This window comes from Aminobacterium sp. UBA4908 (assembly GCF_002398115.1).
GTDB classification, from domain to species: Bacteria; Synergistota; Synergistia; order Synergistales; family Aminobacteriaceae; genus Aminobacterium; species Aminobacterium mobile.
Window position 1 is genome coordinate 363,371 of the sequence record NZ_DHCG01000002.1, and the last position, 17,485, is coordinate 380,855.

17 protein-coding genes are annotated in these 17,485 nt (G+C 39.5%); 9 read left to right on the forward strand and 8 right to left on the reverse strand.

Annotation, left to right across the window (positions count from 1 at the left end):
- Positions 1 to 3: 3 nt before the first annotated feature.
- The 5 genes from B4J50_RS02620 to B4J50_RS02640 all read right to left on the reverse strand — a co-directional run bounded on the left by B4J50_RS02620 (position 4) and on the right by B4J50_RS02640 (position 5,278).
- Positions 4 to 1,077 carry a DUF917 family protein gene (locus B4J50_RS02620; protein WP_286846907.1) on the reverse strand — a complete coding sequence of 358 codons (1,074 nt, stop codon included), beginning with the start codon at positions 1,075 to 1,077 and terminating at the stop codon, positions 4 to 6.
- Between the two features lie 18 nt (positions 1,078 to 1,095).
- A complete protein-coding gene (locus B4J50_RS02625; RefSeq protein ID WP_286846910.1) occupies positions 1,096 to 1,752 on the reverse strand; it encodes an aspartate/glutamate racemase family protein in 657 nt (218 codons plus the stop codon).
- A gap of 15 nt (positions 1,753 to 1,767) precedes the next feature.
- On the reverse strand, positions 1,768 to 3,333 hold the full coding sequence (locus B4J50_RS02630; protein ID WP_286846911.1) for an OPT/YSL family transporter: 1,566 nt from the start codon (positions 3,331 to 3,333) through the stop codon (positions 1,768 to 1,770).
- A gap of 222 nt (positions 3,334 to 3,555) precedes the next feature.
- On the reverse strand, positions 3,556 to 4,737 hold the full coding sequence (locus B4J50_RS02635; protein WP_286846913.1) for a PucR family transcriptional regulator: 1,182 nt from the start codon (positions 4,735 to 4,737) through the stop codon (positions 3,556 to 3,558).
- Between the two features lie 148 nt (positions 4,738 to 4,885).
- On the reverse strand, positions 4,886 to 5,278 hold the full coding sequence (locus B4J50_RS02640; protein ID WP_286934929.1) for an ImmA/IrrE family metallo-endopeptidase: 393 nt from the start codon (positions 5,276 to 5,278) through the stop codon (positions 4,886 to 4,888).
- A 418-nt stretch (positions 5,279 to 5,696) separates the two neighbouring features.
- Here B4J50_RS02640 and B4J50_RS09790 point away from each other — a divergent pair, with 418 nt between their 5' ends.
- From B4J50_RS09790 to B4J50_RS02670, 6 genes are all read left to right on the forward strand, one after another.
- Positions 5,697 to 5,903, forward strand: coding sequence for a hypothetical protein (locus tag B4J50_RS09790; protein ID WP_333593006.1), 207 nt, complete (start codon positions 5,697 to 5,699; stop codon positions 5,901 to 5,903).
- Positions 5,904 to 6,672: 769 nt separating this feature from the next.
- Entirely contained in the window at positions 6,673 to 7,758 is a 1,086-nt protein-coding gene (locus B4J50_RS02650; protein ID WP_286846917.1) for an NAD/NADP-dependent octopine/nopaline dehydrogenase family protein, read from the forward strand.
- Positions 7,759 to 7,863: 105 nt separating this feature from the next.
- On the forward strand, positions 7,864 to 8,889 hold the full coding sequence (dctP, locus tag B4J50_RS02655; protein WP_286934741.1) for a TRAP transporter substrate-binding protein DctP: 1,026 nt from the start codon (positions 7,864 to 7,866) through the stop codon (positions 8,887 to 8,889).
- A 70-nt stretch (positions 8,890 to 8,959) separates the two neighbouring features.
- A complete protein-coding gene (locus tag B4J50_RS02660; RefSeq protein WP_286846921.1) occupies positions 8,960 to 9,523 on the forward strand; it encodes a TRAP transporter small permease in 564 nt (187 codons plus the stop codon).
- On the forward strand, positions 9,511 to 10,818 hold the full coding sequence (locus tag B4J50_RS02665) for a TRAP transporter large permease (RefSeq protein ID WP_286846924.1): 1,308 nt from the start codon (positions 9,511 to 9,513) through the stop codon (positions 10,816 to 10,818). Before B4J50_RS02660 ends, B4J50_RS02665 begins: the two co-directional genes overlap by 13 nt.
- Positions 10,819 to 10,871: 53 nt before the next feature.
- On the forward strand, positions 10,872 to 11,999 hold the full coding sequence (locus B4J50_RS02670; protein ID WP_286846926.1) for a mandelate racemase/muconate lactonizing enzyme family protein: 1,128 nt from the start codon (positions 10,872 to 10,874) through the stop codon (positions 11,997 to 11,999).
- Positions 12,000 to 12,093: 94 nt separating this feature from the next.
- Here B4J50_RS02670 and B4J50_RS02675 read toward each other — a convergent pair whose 3' ends face one another.
- The gene (locus tag B4J50_RS02675; RefSeq protein ID WP_286846929.1) at positions 12,094 to 12,654 is read right to left on the reverse strand and encodes a helix-turn-helix domain-containing protein; all 561 of its coding nucleotides are present in this window, start codon (positions 12,652 to 12,654) and stop codon (positions 12,094 to 12,096) included.
- A gap of 477 nt (positions 12,655 to 13,131) precedes the next feature.
- Here B4J50_RS02675 and B4J50_RS02680 point away from each other — a divergent pair, with 477 nt between their 5' ends.
- From B4J50_RS02680 to B4J50_RS02690, 3 genes are all read left to right on the forward strand, one after another.
- Positions 13,132 to 14,247, forward strand: coding sequence for an EVE domain-containing protein (locus tag B4J50_RS02680; protein ID WP_286846930.1), 1,116 nt, complete (start codon positions 13,132 to 13,134; stop codon positions 14,245 to 14,247).
- 220 nt (positions 14,248 to 14,467) lie between these two features.
- Entirely contained in the window at positions 14,468 to 14,668 is a 201-nt protein-coding gene (locus tag B4J50_RS02685; protein ID WP_211235516.1) for a type II toxin-antitoxin system HicA family toxin, read from the forward strand.
- Positions 14,669 to 14,769: 101 nt separating this feature from the next.
- Positions 14,770 to 15,144 carry a type II toxin-antitoxin system HicB family antitoxin gene (locus B4J50_RS02690; protein WP_286934742.1) on the forward strand — a complete coding sequence of 125 codons (375 nt, stop codon included), beginning with the start codon at positions 14,770 to 14,772 and terminating at the stop codon, positions 15,142 to 15,144.
- A gap of 19 nt (positions 15,145 to 15,163) precedes the next feature.
- On the opposite strand, the gene B4J50_RS02695 is transcribed toward B4J50_RS02690, so the two are convergent.
- Entirely contained in the window at positions 15,164 to 16,015 is an 852-nt protein-coding gene (locus B4J50_RS02695) for an ATP-binding protein (RefSeq protein ID WP_286846935.1), read from the reverse strand.
- Positions 16,012 to 16,917, reverse strand: coding sequence for a helix-turn-helix domain-containing protein (locus B4J50_RS02700; protein ID WP_286846938.1), 906 nt, complete (start codon positions 16,915 to 16,917; stop codon positions 16,012 to 16,014). Before B4J50_RS02700 ends, B4J50_RS02695 begins: the two co-directional genes overlap by 4 nt.
- Positions 16,918 to 17,485: the final 568 nt, after the last annotated feature.

The window sequence follows — 17,485 nt, forward strand, 5'->3', positions numbered from 1 at the left end:
CTTTCATAAATACGAAATGATGTTTTTATGAACAACACGTTCCACATCGCTCAAAAGCTCTATACATCGCATTCCTTCCCCTAAACGCAAATGTTCTTTAGGAACTGCAATAATGTATATTGATTGGCTTTTTTGTATTTCAGCGCTTGTAACGGGCATACCACTCTCTCCATCCATAGTCATAATAAGGTCTGGGAAAGTACTCATGCGCTCTCCATTTTTTTTCTCAAGAGTCATATACTCATTCCAAAAAGTAAGAACATGGCCATCTACTTCTATATGTCCCACATCAAAACCACCAGATGTTTCAATACTTAGGTTCTGAACAATTCCATGCGTTACAATTTCACCGTTAAGATACTCTATAACAGAAGAAACTAGTTTCTCCGCTCCTTGTCCTTTTGCCTGTAACATGGTCATTCCCAAATCAATAGCCATAGAGACAGCTCCTGGAGCTCCGTTCGCTTTAGCGTAAGATGCTGGGACAGGATTCCGCGCCACTCCTACTAAACCTTGTGCCTGAACCGCAGCTTGACGAACTAAGGCTGACGTTTCAGTTAGACTTCCAGAAACACAACCTTCAATATACGTATTATCTTCTGGATCCCCCCCAGCAAAAGCTTGAACAGATACAAAATCTTTTTTCTTGTGAAGCCCCATAGATCCCATTACTCCTGTAGGATGAGCGCGGCCATTACATGGCAAATCTACAATTGGTAAATCAAGAAGTGCCCCTTGAAGCCAACCATTAACAATAGCGTTGCCCCCGCATTCGTTAGTAATAAGCCCGTTTATGAGACTGCTACTATGCATCTGGAGTAACTCTATTGTTCGCCAATAACTTCGCGGCGAAACGAAAGCCTTTTTCGCCGCTGGGGCTCCAACCCCAGAACATGTCACTAACACTTTTTCATCTTCGCAATCTTCAGACCCTATAAGAACAGGATGTCCGATACGTACTGCCAAATGTCCAAGATCAAGTCCTCGTTGCATAGCTCCACCGCCGCCACCACCTAAAACAGCTCCACCTAAAACAGCGGCTTCAACATGTTCGTCCATTAATACTATTCTCGACATATTATCAACCCCATTTTATTAAAACCCTAAAGCAGCCCTCATGAAAAATCCTTCTGCTCTCACCGGATCTATAACAGGCAAACAAACTCTGTCTTTAATCTCTGATGCCAAAGAAACAGTTGACATGCCTGTACAGGCAAGAGCAATAACATCCACTCCATCTTTTTTTAAAGTAAATGCCTCTTTTAAAACAGAAGCTCGCCCAGCTGGGGTCATAAGATCAAGAGTAGAGTTCACTCCATAAGGATGTATTTCTTTTATTAAAGAATCTTTTAAAACTTCTTTCATCCCTATTGGAGTTTCATCTGTTATTCCAATAACTCCAACTCGTTTCCCTACTCCTATAGCAAGCAAAGCTGTAGAACGTCCCGCGCCTATAACAGGGATGGAGAGCTTTTTGCTGAGTTTATCTACTGCCGGATCATCTGCACAACTTATAATTAAACCTTGAATATTATCTTGAATCATAGAGAGAGCTAGGTTTTCTATCTTAGGAAGGGCTTTCTTTTTCGTCTCCTCATCATGTATTCCTTCTGGCTGATCAGGAATACACAAAGAGAGCACTTCCCAATCTGGGAAAAGAGACATTAAAAGTCGGCCGTGAGATTCGAGAACTTTTTGATCGTACGCAGTTAATACTCGTATGAGACCAATACGATAATAAGTCTTTACCATGCTAAGTATCCCCTTTTACGCAAAACTTCGAACAACTGCGGAAATAAATCCGTAGATGCCATCCCCCGCAATTAAACCTGCTTCTCGCATCTCCATCCACTTGGTCCCCCAAATAATGCGACAAATTACCGCAGCTAAAACACCTATTCCATATATAGGATTTTTAATAAGGAGTCCTGTAGCAAAAAGAATACCAATAGCACGTTTAGCACCGCCTAGTAACTGAATAACAGCGCCCGCAACACTCCATAAAAGCAATTGCCGAAGAACATCAGGATTAGCTCCAGCATAAACTGTAGCAGCAAAAACGCGACTTACCGGAGGCAACATATCTAACTTAAAATGCATATTCATAAAGAAAAAAACAACTACTACCGCTACAAAGCCCCCTATAATTTCAGCTATCATTTGCTGGCGACGTCCGTCAAGCTCGTACTCTCTATCTCTCCCTTTACCACGAATAATCCACCCTGTTTTTAAGTCGTATCCCATATCAGCAAAACATGGCCCTGTACTTGAAACATATCCCGCCAAAAGAGCCAAAGGAACTCCGGGAAACCCCATAAAAAGGCCAAGACTCAAGAATATGACGCTAATGGCAAAACCTGGGAACCATCCTGAGTGCATCGCGCTTAAACCTACAAGAATAGGAGCAACAACTGCAGAAAAAGTAGCCCAAGCCACCCATAAGAGTAATTTTCCGAAGCTCATGTCTCTCCAAAGCCCACTCAAAAGAGCCAAAACAATTGCTCCTAACCCAAAAAGTATTGTATGAAAAATAATTGCTTTTTTAGTTTCTTGAGGGGTAACAGTGTTAGGAAGAGAATCATTAGTTTTTTCTTGAGAACTGGATGTTCCTTTACGCGAAATAACAACAAGAGCCTGCACAAGAGAAACAATACCAGCTCCAATCATAACGCCATGGGGAATATAGGTTTTACCTAAATCCAGCCCCAATAGCACTCCGGAATATCCTCGTATAACAAGACCGATTCCTAAGGCAGACATGGCAAAAATATTAGCGATAAAAACTATTCCTACTCCTGCCATAGGGAGACCAAAGTGACTGCCGATAGCACCAACTACAACCCCTTCCAAGAGACGGCGCGCTTTTTCTCCTCCTTCGTCTCCTGCAATAAGGGCTTGGGCAGTAGCTATACCAGGAGGCCATGCACCTGTAGCAGGGTACAGATCGGAATCGTATATTTTATATACAAAATGCATTCCAATAACTGTCGCTATTCCAGAACCTATTAACATGGGGAAAATATATTTAGGCGCACCTAACACATATATAATTCCCACGGCAAGCAAACCGCAATTTGCCGCTCCAAAACCTGAAGCTGAAGTCATTGTTTGTACAAGATTTTGACGATCAAGTGAACGGAAGTCTTTTAAAAATGATAGAGGAATACGAGCTAGAGTCATTGCAACAATGGCTCCTATAATTGATGTGTTTGGCGTAATACCTATTCTTGATATGATTTGCATACAGATAATAGCGGAAAGAACAGAAACTATGATGCTTAAAACAAAAGTCCTTGGCTCAAGAGCTTTCACATGCTTCTTGGACCCATTCATATTTTCCCCTCCTTTTTATTCCCAGCACACTGTGATACGTAGGAGCAAATACGTAAAAATATGCCATAGTTTCACGCCAAAAAACAAAGAGAAGTTACTGCTATGGATACAATTACATCATTATAGAGTTTTCTCTAATGTATTTATATCTTTAAGGTAGAGGAAAAACAATGGGATCAACATACAAAGAAAAAAACGTTCTCTATGCACAATGCACAAAACTTATGTAGGGTTCTCATCTTCGAGGAGAGCATATGTGATCAGCGCAAAAAACAACCGCTGTAGTTTGAAACCGGAAAAAACGTCAGTACCAAGAATTCCTTCTATCTGGTTTAATCTATAACGCAACGAATTTCTGTGTAAATGCAACTCTTCAGCAGCTTTTTTCTGATTGCAATCCATAAGCAAAAAAATTTTAAGCGTTTGTAACAAAGAGCTGTTATTGTTTTCGTCATAGGCCAGAACGGGTTCTAAAATCAAACGACTCGTGTGAATAAGGTCTTTACGGTTAGGATGTGTATACCAAAAATAAAGATAATGAAGGCTATCAAAATCAGCAAAACTTGATTGCCAAATCATAAGCTTCTTTATAATTTTTAAGGAAAAACAAGCCTCTTTATATGCCTCCTTTATACCTTCTTCTAAAAAATGAAGGGCACTTACGCTTACATAATATGCCCCTAATTCACTTTGAGACGATGAAGACACTCTTCGTGCTATATTTTTCACGTCCACAAAACTTGACTCATCGCACACTATAAACAGAAGACCAATAATATTATCAAGTTGAACAGCAAAGAAATCTTTTCTCTTCAACCTCGTTTTTTCAACAAATTCCCAAATAGAAATGTCATTTACACCTCTATTGTCTGGGAACTCAAATAATATGAAACAACATTGATCAGACAGAGAGAGATTTAGTTGACGGAAAAAGTCCAGCTTTTCTTTTTCAGAAACGCTTTCTCTCAGCATATACTGCAATATTTCCTGTTTATTTAAAGATCTCTTTAAGAATTGTTCCCTCTCAAATATCTGTGACATAACTTCTTTTATTACAGGAACATACGGCAATTCTGGGGGCAGAAGGATCATTGGGAAAGCTTCTTGCTCAGATATTTTGAGTACTTCTTCCGGCAAAGCCTGTATAAAACGTCCTACTTTTATTCCTATGCCAGAAGCACCTCCTTCTGCCTGAAGTTTAATTAGTTGTGCTAGACGTGAAATATTTTCTCTATAGGCATAAGCAGTTGTAAGAAAAAAAGTGCCAGGTGTCACCCATTGGTCTGCATCTGGCACTTCTATAACATCTATACAACGAACCGGATTATCAAGCCCTTGTTGTCCTGCCAAAACTATAGACCCTTTTAAACAGGGAAACTCAAGCATTTCCCTAATGCGTAACACGCTATACTACCCCCCTTCTTTGCCCTCATATTATAACTATAAACCACTTTAATCTATATTCAGCCTTTTTAAACAACTCACATCCTTAATTGAAGGTTTCTTCCATATTTTGGGTGGCGTAAATTTTGCTACCTGTTTTGGAAACGAGCTAGCAGGCTGTAGATGAGAAATTTAATTGTATTTCATACCTTATTTTTAAATTGTTGAAATAACTATAAGGTACATATTTGTCTTTCTGTAAACGTCCAAGCACAATACCTGGATCTATATCAACTTTTTCCGCAAACTGTTTTATGCTCTGCTCAGTAAAAATCCCCTCTTGTATGTACTCTAAATATTTTTCTCTAGGGATAAGAATATCTCTTGCGAATCCATCAGCCTCAAGCTCTAATCTCTGAATCAGACTTTCTGCCAATGAAACATTATCATCTGTTACAATGGTTAACTTTATTCTTTTTTGCAAAACATGTTTAATCTCGTGGAATAATGAAAACCAGAAAATATCGGAAGTTTTCAACCTATCGTTTATCGCCAACAACACTTTACGCTTGTTGTACCACTTCACTTTCGTTTACTTAGGTAAAGTGAAATAGATAATGAAAAAGGCGGACACCTCTCCTGATGCTGGTGTTGCTCACACAACCAAGACAAAGGAAACTGGAGGTAACCCACCATGACATCGTTATACCAACGCTTACAGCGATCTGAGAACTCTGCAGCAGCACTAGAAGTCGTAACTGATCTCATGAAAAAAGGAAAAAGGGGACCACGATCATCCCATCCCATTCAAAAAGAACACAGCCTCATATGGAGGCTATCGTTCTTGAAGTTCAGAAGAATACAAACATGGGTACTCGTCGACTTGCCAAGAAACTGGCCCGCATCTTCAGCCTGACTTTCTCCCTATACACAATCAGCAACATCTTCCGGAGGAACAACAGAAAGAGCCCCAGGGCTTTATGGAACAGAGCCACCGTACTGACCCCATCCCTGTGCTTCCCTATATTGCATCTCATAAAACCTTTATGACTCTCGCTACAAAATGGGTAAAATATTACAATCAGGAACGGTTACATGGAAGAAGAGAAATGGACGGAAAAGCATCAAAAGGGAAAATATACGAGCTTTCTTCAGCCAATTCAAAAGCCGATACTTCTGTCCTGTAGCTGTTATTGAGCCCATTCATTTTTGAAATGGCGGGAACCAAACAGATTAACTGGGATTTCCACTATTCTCTTTATCACGTTATCGGGGAGAAGACTATAACCCCTCACAAAAGGTTATATGAAACATGAGCATAAAGCTACGATAAATGAATTCTATTTATAACACTCACACCATCAAGACTTTTTATTTCACTATACTTTTTCACATAATTTTTGATGATCCGTTACAGCTAGATAATAAGAATTCCTCCGTGTATCAAGCACTAGAGCAAAATTGAATTACGCTGTAATTGACTAATAATCACCGCTTAGGTACATACTAGCCAGCTAGCCCTTGTCCTCATCAGGATTAGCTGTTTTTTTATTTTTTTAAAAATCATGATTTGTTTGGGTTTTTCTTGTGAATAAATGTGTTTTTTCACATTATAAACTTCTATTCATCCAAAATTGTAGATCCATAAGGTAAATAAGCCTTACTTGTCCATTTGGAGAAAAAACTTTTTTATTCTGTAACTGTAAGTTAAAGCAGAATTATAGTTGGGGCAAAATCGAGCGTAAACAGAAACATATATTTGTCACTAAAATGAACTCCTTCCACTCTTTCATTGTAATCAAAATATTTTATAAAGTAATAAGTATCACTACAGTAAAAAAATTTCATGTTAGTTGACTTTTTAATAAAATTGAACTATTCTGCATATGCGCTTTGAATAAATTGTTTTATTTTACTTGCTGTTCAAACATGCTTTACTAAGGAGGCAATTTTAAAATGAAATTTGCTGTTCTTGGAAGTGGAAATGGCGCCAGAGCTTGGTGTGCTCAAATAGCAGCAAAAGGGTGTTCTGTAGTTATGTGGGAACCTCTCGAAGCTACTGAAGACTATCTAAAGCTAAAAGAAAAGAAAGAAATGTTTCTTGAGGGTGATATCCAATTAGGGGGAAAACTTGCTGGAGTTACTATGAATATCGAGGATGCTATGAAAGGAGCAGATTGTATTCTTGTTATTGTTCCTTCGTTTGCACACAAACCTATTTTTAGGAAAATGATCCCCTATCTTGAAGATGGACAACACGTTATCGTAGTTCCAAGTAATTTTGCGGCCTATCGCCTAAAAAAAATGATGCTTGATGAGCATTGTAATAAAAAAATATATATATCAACAACTGAAACAATGCCTTACGCTTGCCGGATTAAAAATTTCGACACTGTTGTTATATTTAAAAGAAAATTTTCTATTCACATTGCTAGTACTCCTTTATCAGTCGGCCCCGAAGTACGCAAGTTTCTGAATGATATTTTTGATGGTTATGTTAGTTTTCTTCCTGCGGAGCATATACTTGCGCTAGACTTTTCGAACGCTAATTTTGTAATGCACCCTTACCCGCTGCTTCTGAACTACGGGCAGATAGAGAAAAATCCCACTACGTTTAGGCACTATATAGACGGTATTACACCATTAATCAGTGAACAGATGGAATATCTCGATCAAGAAAGAATTTCAATCGGTTCAAATTTAGGATTTACATTAACATCAGCTTTGGATCTTATGAAATTATACTATGGTCAAAACGATACAAAAAATCTATATGAGTACGTTAACAGTGCTGAAACTCCGTATGCTGACCTTATCGGGCAAAATGTGAAGAGTCGTTATATAACAGAGGACGTACCAGGCGTTATCATGCCAATAGCAAGACTGGCTAAACAGATTGGAACCCCCTCTCCACGCTGCGATACTATCATTGATTTGGCATCACAGCTTCATGGTACCAACTATTGGACACAGGGTACCACGTTAAATTCAATTGGAATTGAAGGGAAAAGTTCACAAGAGATTATAGAAATGATGATTTAGTTTTAATCAAATTGGTAGATATGTGCTTAACATGCGGCAACTAGCCTAGCATATAGGGCCTTCTAGTCGTCCAATTAGGAATATAAATTTAGAAAAGATAGGGAGATGATTGGTATGAAGAAACGTTTATCGCTTTTGGTTCTGGTTGTTTGTTTTTTAGTACTATTCTCTACTATGTCTTTAGCCGCGGTTAATTGGAAGTGGGTACACTATTTGCCAGTTGATTCCATGGTAGACAACCTTTCAAAAGATATGATTAAAGAAATAGAAGAAAGAAGCAATGGTCAAATAAAATTTACTCTTTTCCCAGCAGGGCAGCTGGGAGATTGGATGGAAATGTCAGAACAAATGATGCGTGGTTCTATACAAATTGGCATTCTTCCTGTCTCTCCAGTATATAATAAAGCACTTCAGATCCGTGTTCTTCCCTACAGTGTCATGAACTGGAATGAAGCTCGAAAAGCTTTTACTGGCGCAGATCCTTTCCTTTTTAATATTCTGTCTGAAGAAATGGAAAAAGTAGGATTTAAGGCTCTTGCTGTTGTAGCAGAGGGATTTGGTGGCGCTGGTTTTGCTGATACCCCTGATTTTGATCTTGTTGATCCTGATGCTAATAAACATGGCTATAAAATGCGTGTCCCTGCTGGAAATCAGGCTTTCGAATCTCTTGCACAACAATTAGGATTCATACCTGCCTCTGTGCCCTGGGGAGAAATTTATATAGCTCTTCAGACTAAGCTTATCGATTCTCAAATTGGTGGTCAACCATATAATACTTATGCTTCTTTCCTTGATATAACTAAAACTTGGGTTCAGTATAATACTCACTTCCAACACTCATTTGTCTATATGAATAAAAAAGCTTGGGAAGCTCTTTCTCCTGACCTTCAGAAAATAGTTAAAGAAGTCGCTCAAAAATACGCCGATACAAGTTTTGCAATTGCAGAAGCTGAAGACAAATCTTATATGGGAAAAATGAGTGAGGCTGGTATAAAAGTTATTATCCCTACCGATGAACAACTTAAGAAAATTGCTACAAAAGTACGTAAAAATACATGGCCAATTATGGAAAATGTTGTGGGTAAAGAAGTAATGGATAAAGCGCTTTCTGGGCTTGGGATTACAAAATAAATCAGTATATTTAAGGAGATCTCGCGATTAGGATATTCTCGGGGTCTCCTTATTGAAGGGAGAAGTTAGCATGAAAAAAGTCTTTTTGTCTTTTTGGCATTTTATGCTACGAGCCCAAAGAGTTGTGATGCTTCTATCAATATGTTTTTCGACGATAGCAGTTTTTATTGAAGTTATTATGCGTTACTTTTTCGAAACTCCTTTAATAGGTATAGAAGAATTAGCAGCTTATGTTGCTTTTTGGCTTTACTTTATTGGTGGCTCATACGGTGCCTATGAAAGAAGTCATATTTCGGCAGATCTTTCTCAACTTATTTTTAAAAATAAACTTAACTACGCCAAATCACATGCAATTACAAGCCTAATTTCCGCTTTAGCAGCTTTTTATTCCCTGTCATGGGCTTATAAATATGTTAAGTGGGGTTGGGTAATGAATGAGCAATCGAGAGCCACTTTTTTAGGAAGTACCTATCCTGTGTTTTTTTTCCAATTGAGTATTTTTGTCGGATTAGCATTAATGAGTTTCTATTTTTTCATAGAGTCCTTTCAATGGTTTAAAGCTGCTTTTATGGATCGTCATGTACCTGAAAATTTACTCGTCGCTAGAGAGGAGATTGACTCATGGATTGGATAATTGTTTGTTCTTTAGTTATATTTGCGTTCATGATTTTCTCTGGCGTGCCAATACCGTTTGGTTTTTTAGTCTCTATAATTTTTTTAGAAATTGCAAAAGGAATGGATCCTTCTTTTCTTTTACCTATAGGTTTTACTAGCCTAAATTCGGTAACCCTTCTTAGCATGCCTTTTTTTATTGCCCTTGGTTACATCGTAACGGAGGGTAGCATTGCTCGCCGTTTACTCGATTTTGCTAATGCTTTTGCAGGTCGAATTCCAGGTGGGCTAGGTATAGTGGCATGTGTAACATCTGCTGTTTTCGGTGCGATTTCTGGGGCAGCTGCATCTTCGGTAATCGCTATTGGTACCATAATGATTCCTGAAATGGAACGACATGGATATCCCAGAGGTTATTCGGCAGCCCTAATCTCTGCTTCCTCTGTTCTAAGCACATTGATTCCTCCCAGTATCACTATGATCATGTATGCATTTGTAACCAGTCAATCCGTTGCAGCTTGTTTCCTATCAACAGTGATACCAGGGTTAATTTTAACAGCGCTTTTAAGTTTCGTTAACGTCTATCTTGTTAAAAAAATGCCTTCTGTCAGAACGCTCCCGAATGTTTCTTTTAGAGAAAAGATTGCTCTCATTGGAGAAAAAACGAAAACTGCCCTCGGAGCTTTGTTGCTTCCAGTACTTATTTTAGGAGGGATCTATGGGGGGGTCATGACTCCAACCGAAGCAGCTGCTGTTGCTGTTATTTATTCAATTTTGTTAAGCCTTTTTATATATCGCGAGCTTTCGTTTGGGAAAATATTATTATCTCTTCGTTCCTCTGTTACTGCTACTGGTACGATGATGCTTATGACGTTCTTTGCAGCAATTTTAAGCAGAATATACACGATGGAGCAAGTTCCACATGCAGTTTCCACTATCTTATTGAGCCTTTCTGATAACAAATATGTCCTTTTGCTTCTCATTAACGTGTTTCTTCTTTTTGTTGGGATGATTGTGGATGCACTGAGTGGGATACTTTTGGTAACACCGTTGCTTTACCCTGTTATTTTAAAGCTTGGCATTCATCCCATACATTTTGCAGCTATTATCGGAGTTAATTTAGGAGTAGGAATGTTAACTCCTCCTATGGCTGGCATTCTATATATGGGGGCTAAAACAGGAAAGGTTGCTGTTAACAAAATGATGAAACCTATAATGATATTTATAGGATGTTGTTATGTCCCAGTTATTTTGGCCACAACATATTGGGAACCTCTCTCTCTTTATTTGCCTCGTCTTGCAGGGTTAATTCGCTAAAAAATAATTAAAAAAGATCCTTCACCACCATAATTGTTGAAAGGATGATAATAATGAGGATAAATTCAATCGAAATTATTGAAACAAAAATTCCATTAAAAGATCCATATAAACTGTCAAGAAAATATGGCGTGGTGGAGTTTACACACCCTACAATTGTAAAAATTTATACTGATAACGGCACCGTTGGTTACGGAGAAACGGATGCATGGGCTGGCTTTACATCTGAAACACCGGAGACCGTCGCTGCTGTTCTAAAACATAATATCGCACCTGCAATTCTTGGAGAAGAATCAACGAATATCCTTAAGTTACACAAAATCATGAATTTTGTTATGCGTGAAAATCATATGGCTAAAGCAGCTATTGATATAGCTTGTTACGATATTCTTGGCAAAGAGGCAGGGATGCCTGTTTATCATTTGCTGGGGGGGAATTTATATGAGTCTTTACCTATTATGGGAGGCATTGGAGGAGAAACATGCGAAGAAGCTGCTAATGCTGCTATGAAAACAAAAACTAAGGGCTACCATTCCTTAATGATTAAAGTTGGTCGTAATCCTGTTCAAGATGCTCAGTGTGTTCTTGCTGTCCGAGAAGTTGTAGGGCCAGACTACCCCTTGATTCTTGATGCGAATCAAGGGTGGGATCTTGCTTCTGCTAAAAAGTTTATTTCTATTGCCCAAGAGGCAAATCCAGTTCTATTTGAACAACCATTACTTGGGGAAGATATAGAAGGAATGGCAGAGTTACGTAGGTGTTGCGATGTCCCTGTTTCCGTTGATGAAAGTCTCACTTCTTTTGAGTGTGCTCAGAATATAATTCGTCTTAACGCTGCTGATGTTTTTAGTGTTAAAGTTTGTAAGAATGGTGGAATAAAAGAGTCAATGAGAATTATTGAACTAGCAAGAAATAATGGAATCAACATTTTATTTAATTCTATGTTAGAAGAAGGAATAACACAAGCAGCTTCTCTAAATATGGCTCTTGCCACTGAAAATATATATACGTATGGTCATGCTTATTTCTCACCGCTACGTTTAGAGGCAGATATTACTACCTTTAGCGATTTAATTCGAGACGGCAGAGTTTATGCCCCAGCATCTCCTGGCCTTGGTATCAGTTTGCTAGAAGATGTTCTTGATCGCTATGTCATCGCTCGTACAGTTATAAAGAAATAGATACACTATATGCAGTTTAGCAAACTTCTACAGAAAATCGTCTAAATATATTAACCAATAAGTCGTAGAAGATTTTTCTTCTACGACTTATTGGTTAACTTGTTGGTGTCAAAATAAGAAGAGCTTTACATTGTTTCCCACCATAAGCCTTTCCTCCATGAGATTTGTTCCCATCAAAGAAAATACAATCTCCAGAAGAAAGGATAAATGTATTGCTTTCATAATAAAAATGCATTTGCCCCTCTAAAACATATATAAACTCATCAGAGTTATGTATGAAGTTCGGGTTTTCTTCGGCTGTTCCAGCTGAATAAGTAATTAAGTATGCGCTCCACATTTTATTATGCCAAGCATCACCAAGCATTTCATAGCGATATCCCTTACTTGTCTTTCTCGATGAGATGGGCTTTTTATCATCTTTGCGAATAAGAAGGAAACCAGAGCTAGTTTCGCTAATGAGGGCAGCTAAAGACATCTCTAAATTTTTAGCAATTCTCGAGTAAGTTGAAATTGGGGTGCTTACTTTGCCTAGTTCGATCTTGGAGAGCATTGCTTTTGATATGCCAACTTTATCAGCTAAATCTTGTAAGGTCATTTTGTGACTTTTTCGTTGCTCTCTTATGCGTTTCCCTATGAGTATTTCCATCTCTTCCATTCACAATTCCCCTCCGATTAAAACAATAAGAAACCCAATAACAAGCTTAGCATACAATCGTGGGCACTAAGTTCAACACTCATAAAAACAATGATTATATTGACTCATAAACGACTGTTTTCTTTTTAACAAAATAATAATAAAAACATTTTTAAAAACTGCATTTTATATGAAAATTTGACTCTATTATTACATGGCGGACAGGAATGTCAAGTTAATTTTAAAAAGGCATAAAAGACCAACTTGCAACCAATCTGCCATAATGTACCGCCCTAACTTCTGAAGAAGCAATAAAAGAGCGTTGCGTTTTCATTTTACCCAGAGTTTCCTTGCTTATTTATATCAATTAATTTAATATTTTAACTGGATAGATGTGATTTGTTTTTAAGTATTGTGTACCCTTTAATCTTTGACATCGAATTGAAGAGAAACAACAAAAATATAAGCAACTTATTTTAAGGATGGCGATCTATCTATATGGGGAGATCGTATTGGTTAAATTTATTTATTGGAAAGACTTGGGAAGAGTTTCTTAAGGCCGGTGGTAACGTTTCCGGCTTCAGGGAAACACGTAAAACAACATGTAAAAGGGTCAAACCTGGAGATTACTTTATTTGCTACATAACTGGCGTTCAGAGATTTATTGGGGTTTTAGAAGTGACATCAGAGGCTTTTATTGACGATAAACCGATATGGGAAAATCAACCATTCCCCGTCCGATTCAATGTCAAAGTTGTTCATAAACTTACTCCCGAGACAGCTGTTCCACGTAACTTAATAGAACATCTCGATTACGAAAAACTGACGTCATCAAGCGCTTGGGGTGGGTTCCTTAGAGGTTCACCACAAAAATTTCATCCGCACGATGGTGAATTGATTATTAAAGAAATTATCAAGGCAAAGAATAATCCTGTACCGATAGATTTTGATAAAAAGAAGTATTTTAGAGCACCTAAAACGTATGAAACGAAGAACGGAATTGTAACGATACCGGAAACCGAAAACAATGAAGAGACTCATTCGCCCGAGTTGAAGTCTATTCAAAAAACTGATGGAAACAATGTTACCCATGAACAAATTCAATGGTTGCTTCTTGAGATTGGCTCTAGGCTTGGTTTAGATGTATGGGTAGCGCGAAATGACAAAAACAAGGAGTTCGACGGGAAACTCTTTAAGGATATAAAAGGTATGCGAACCGAGTTGCCGAATCAGTTTGATGATGCCACCAATAGAACAATTCAGCTGATTGATGTTCTCTGGCTTCAAGGAGATTCTATTGAGGCCACTTTTGAGGTGGAACACACGACGTCCATATATTCCGGCTTGCTGAGAATGTCGGATCTTATATGCATGCAACCTAATATCAATATAAAGCTTTTTCTGGTCGCGCCAGATGAAAGGCAAGATAAGGTTTTCGGGGAAATCATGAGGCCTACTTTTGCAAAATTGAAGAAGCCGCTCCCCAAAATATGCAAATTTATTCCTTATTCTACATTGAAAGAAACATTTGATAAGCATAAAGACATGCTTGACGTTATGAAGCCAGATTTTATACAAAAAATAGCTATAAGTTGTGAAGGAGACGAGTTTTAACCCTCTATTAAGTTCAAAATATGGTCACGTTCCCTAACTCTAGCTCAAATTAAATTTACATTATGTCAGAACTATAGTCCTCTCAAAGGTAGGAATATAGCAAATCATGCCTCATTTTGGTACGTATTAAAAAGTATCAAAATGTATTGTAAAGTATTAATATGTATTGACAATACGTGTTGATGCATTGCAATAAGAGTACCAAAAAGGTGGCTGTGGATTGGGTCGTACGATATCATCAAGAGAAAACATTGCCATACTGAAAGCAAAAGGATGGGAGAAGGTTGCTTCCATTGGAGATCCTGTCCAATTAAAACACCCTCACAAAAAAGGGAACGTTACGGTAAAACATCCAGAGAAAGATATTTCAGGAGCCTTACTAAAAAGTATTGAGAAACAAGCAGGAATACGACTCAAGTAATGATTCCTGCCCCAGAGGAGGAATAAGACAATGGCAGACCGCTATATTTACTCAGCACTTTTCACTATGAAGAAAATCAAGTGGGAGTAACATCCCCCGATTTGCCTGGGTGCGTTACGGTAAGTAAAGACGAAACAGATGCTATCAAATGCGCAAAAGAGGCGTTGGGGCTACATATCTACGGCATGGAAGTCGATGGCGAATCAATTCCCGCTCCGTCATCTATTAAAAATTTGCCACAGAAAAAAGGAACAATCTGCGTACTTGTTGATGTTTGGATGCCACTCATTCGCGCATCTGTAAAAGAGTACAGCGTAAAAAAGACGCTTACAATACCTGCATGGATGGATCGTGCCGCCAAAGAAGCGGGAATAAAAAATTATAGTTTGATGCTTCAAGTTGCAATTGCGCAAGAACTCGGTATAGATATTAAAGCTGAAACGCCATTTTCACACCCCGCCCCCACCATTGCATGATTTAAAACAAACCATACCGCTACTTCCCAACAGGAAGGCGCTGCTGCACATTTTTGCGTGTTCTGAAATCCCGGGCCTTGATAAACAGAGGCTGCGCCATCTCCGCCAACCGTGAAACAATCCGCGCGCCTCTTTCCCCCAACATCTTCTCAAGCTGCGACATAGAGCACGCATTCGTGGTAATGATCGTCTGTTTCCCCGACCTGTATCGCGCGTCGATAACAGAAAAAAGCCTCTCGCTTACCCAGCTTGTAGACCGCTGCGCCCCCAAATCGTCGAGAGCCACGCAATCCGCATCCTTCACCACCTGTTGAATCGCGTCTGCGGTTCCTTCATTGTAGCCTGACCGAATTTCGTCGAGCAAATCTACCACCGGAACGAATAGAGCCGCCTTCCCTCGACTGACCGTTTTTTGCACCATAGCGATGGCAAGATGGGTCTTCCCCACGCCAGTTCCTCCACCCAGAATTAAGGAGGCGCCGTCTTCCACACTCGCCATTGCCAACCCCTTCGCCGTCCTGATCATGGGGTCTCCGGCCGTTATGAACGTACCGAAAGTGCAGCGTTTCATGGCCTCTGGGATCTTGCTCGCCCGAATGAGTTGTTCCGTTTCCCGCTGTCGTTTTTCCCTCTGGCGATTCACACAATTCCCCACCTCAGCTACAATAATCTGCCGTCTAAAGATTTTTTTCACTGAAATCGACCATCGGAGCCCCTTATATTTACACAATGTGATTCCCGGACATTTGGCACAGAACAGTTGCTGCTCTTCAGCCTGTCTGAAATCTCCCATGGAGCCATATAAATCCGATTTCGTTATAGATGGATTTTTGAAAAGTCGCCGCACATACGAGAGAACTCGTTTTGTCATGGCAACTCACCTCCGTATTTTTCAATCAAGGCCTCCTGCCGCCTGGCCTCCCACTCTTTCAAGTCGGCCGATCGTTGCTTTTCATATGGATCTTCAGATGTGGAAACCTCTTGAGTTTCAGACTCGCCCTTTCGCCTCGATGTTTGATATTTCAAGCTTTCGTAAATGTATTCAAGAGTCAGGCTGTGGAGCGGACGGTTCAGCTTTTCATATCGTGCCACCGCCCTTGCGATCTCATGGTTCACACGTGCGGGTACATGAATTTTCTCGAGGGCTTTGAGTGCGGAAAGTTCTTGTGGGGTAATTTCCTTCCTTCCCGTTTTGAGTAGGAAATACTCCACCGTTGCACGCATTACTTGAGGAACTTCTTCCAGTTCCACTGTCGCTTTAGGAATATATTGCGTGGAAGCGGTTGGTTGGGATTTTGCGTTTGATGTTCCGTACAAGCCACCTGAAGGACGCGCTTCTGGAGAGAATTTTTCTCTCTTCTCTGAAAGAGAAGTATCTAGTTCAAGTGATTCTAGTTCCGCCACTGCCTTTGGCGCACCCCCCTGGTGTACGTCATGCGCCCTTGTAGGAGATGCATTTCTCGCTCGGTGGCCAATGAGTGTATATTCCGAAGAGAGCTGACGCTTATTTTTGTATCGAGGAGTTCTCCTCAAATATTTTTTCGATTGCAGTCGTTTTAAGCTCTCTTGAGTGGAGCGCACGGAACACCTCGCATATGCGGCAATTGTTGCCACTTTAGGAAAACATTTTCTCTCATACGTAGACGCAAAGCTGCAAAGAACGGCGTAAACGGTTTTGTCGATAGGAGAAAGGTCTTTATCACGAATGATGCACCGGTCTACACACGTCCACCAAAAATCACGAGTGTCGTTTAGAAGTGTCTGGTCTGCCACAAAACTTCCCCTCTTTCTAATGAATTGCCACGTAACTGAGACAATGCAGCCACGAGAAACTCTCCGTGAGCTTGAAATATTTCCGGCGTTCAAGCAGTTCAGGCGGTTTAAGCAATTCGAATCTACATTCGGCCTGTGATTCAATTTGATGTTGGATCTGAAGCTCGGGCCTATATCTGCCCGAACTGTGGCTCGACATGCTGCTCAAAAAATTCCCGACGCTCAAACTCAAACTCGCCAATATTTTTAAAAAATAGAGTCTCTCTATATGTATAAGTGTGCTCGTGGCATTGAAAAAACAAAAAGTGAAAAGTTTTTGGAGTTTTGAGTGGGAAAAGTAACCATGAAAGGAAGTTTTCTCTTTGGGGATTTCAGTACAAAAATTTAAAGCATGGGGAAGCCTGAAAAGGAAACTTCTCTTTGAAGTTTTCGAGGCAAGCGACATTTAGAAAATTATTTCGCAGGTAAGGGCGAAGAGGTACGGGAATTTTTCTGCGCTTATATTTTGAGCAGAATGGTTTCCCTGAATAAAAGCGATACTTTGCAGTTCGTATATTTCTTTTTATGA

What these genes read in the sequence shown, in the direction of transcription:
- B4J50_RS02630 (WP_286846911.1), bottom strand. Translation starts at nt 3,333, where the DNA reads ATGAATGGGTCCAAGAAGCATGTGAAAGCTCTTGAGCCAAGGACTTTT.
- B4J50_RS02650 (WP_286846917.1), top strand. Translation starts at nt 6,673, where the DNA reads ATGAAATTTGCTGTTCTTGGAAGTGGAAATGGCGCCAGAGCTTGGTGT.
- B4J50_RS02675 (WP_286846929.1), bottom strand. Translation starts at nt 12,654, where the DNA reads ATGGAAGAGATGGAAATACTCATAGGGAAACGCATAAGAGAGCAACGA.
- B4J50_RS02625 (WP_286846910.1), bottom strand. Translation starts at nt 1,752, where the DNA reads ATGGTAAAGACTTATTATCGTATTGGTCTCATACGAGTATTAACTGCG.
- B4J50_RS02665 (WP_286846924.1), top strand. Translation starts at nt 9,511, where the DNA reads ATGGATTGGATAATTGTTTGTTCTTTAGTTATATTTGCGTTCATGATT.
- B4J50_RS02670 (WP_286846926.1), top strand. Translation starts at nt 10,872, where the DNA reads ATGAGGATAAATTCAATCGAAATTATTGAAACAAAAATTCCATTAAAA.
- dctP (WP_286934741.1), top strand. Translation starts at nt 7,864, where the DNA reads ATGATTGGTATGAAGAAACGTTTATCGCTTTTGGTTCTGGTTGTTTGT.
- B4J50_RS02660 (WP_286846921.1), top strand. Translation starts at nt 8,960, where the DNA reads ATGAAAAAAGTCTTTTTGTCTTTTTGGCATTTTATGCTACGAGCCCAA.
- B4J50_RS02680 (WP_286846930.1), top strand. Translation starts at nt 13,132, where the DNA reads ATGGGGAGATCGTATTGGTTAAATTTATTTATTGGAAAGACTTGGGAA.
- B4J50_RS02620 (WP_286846907.1), bottom strand. Translation starts at nt 1,077, where the DNA reads ATGTCGAGAATAGTATTAATGGACGAACATGTTGAAGCCGCTGTTTTA.
- B4J50_RS09790 (WP_333593006.1), top strand. Translation starts at nt 5,697, where the DNA reads ATGGAACAGAGCCACCGTACTGACCCCATCCCTGTGCTTCCCTATATT.
- B4J50_RS02695 (WP_286846935.1), bottom strand. Translation starts at nt 16,015, where the DNA reads ATGACAAAACGAGTTCTCTCGTATGTGCGGCGACTTTTCAAAAATCCA.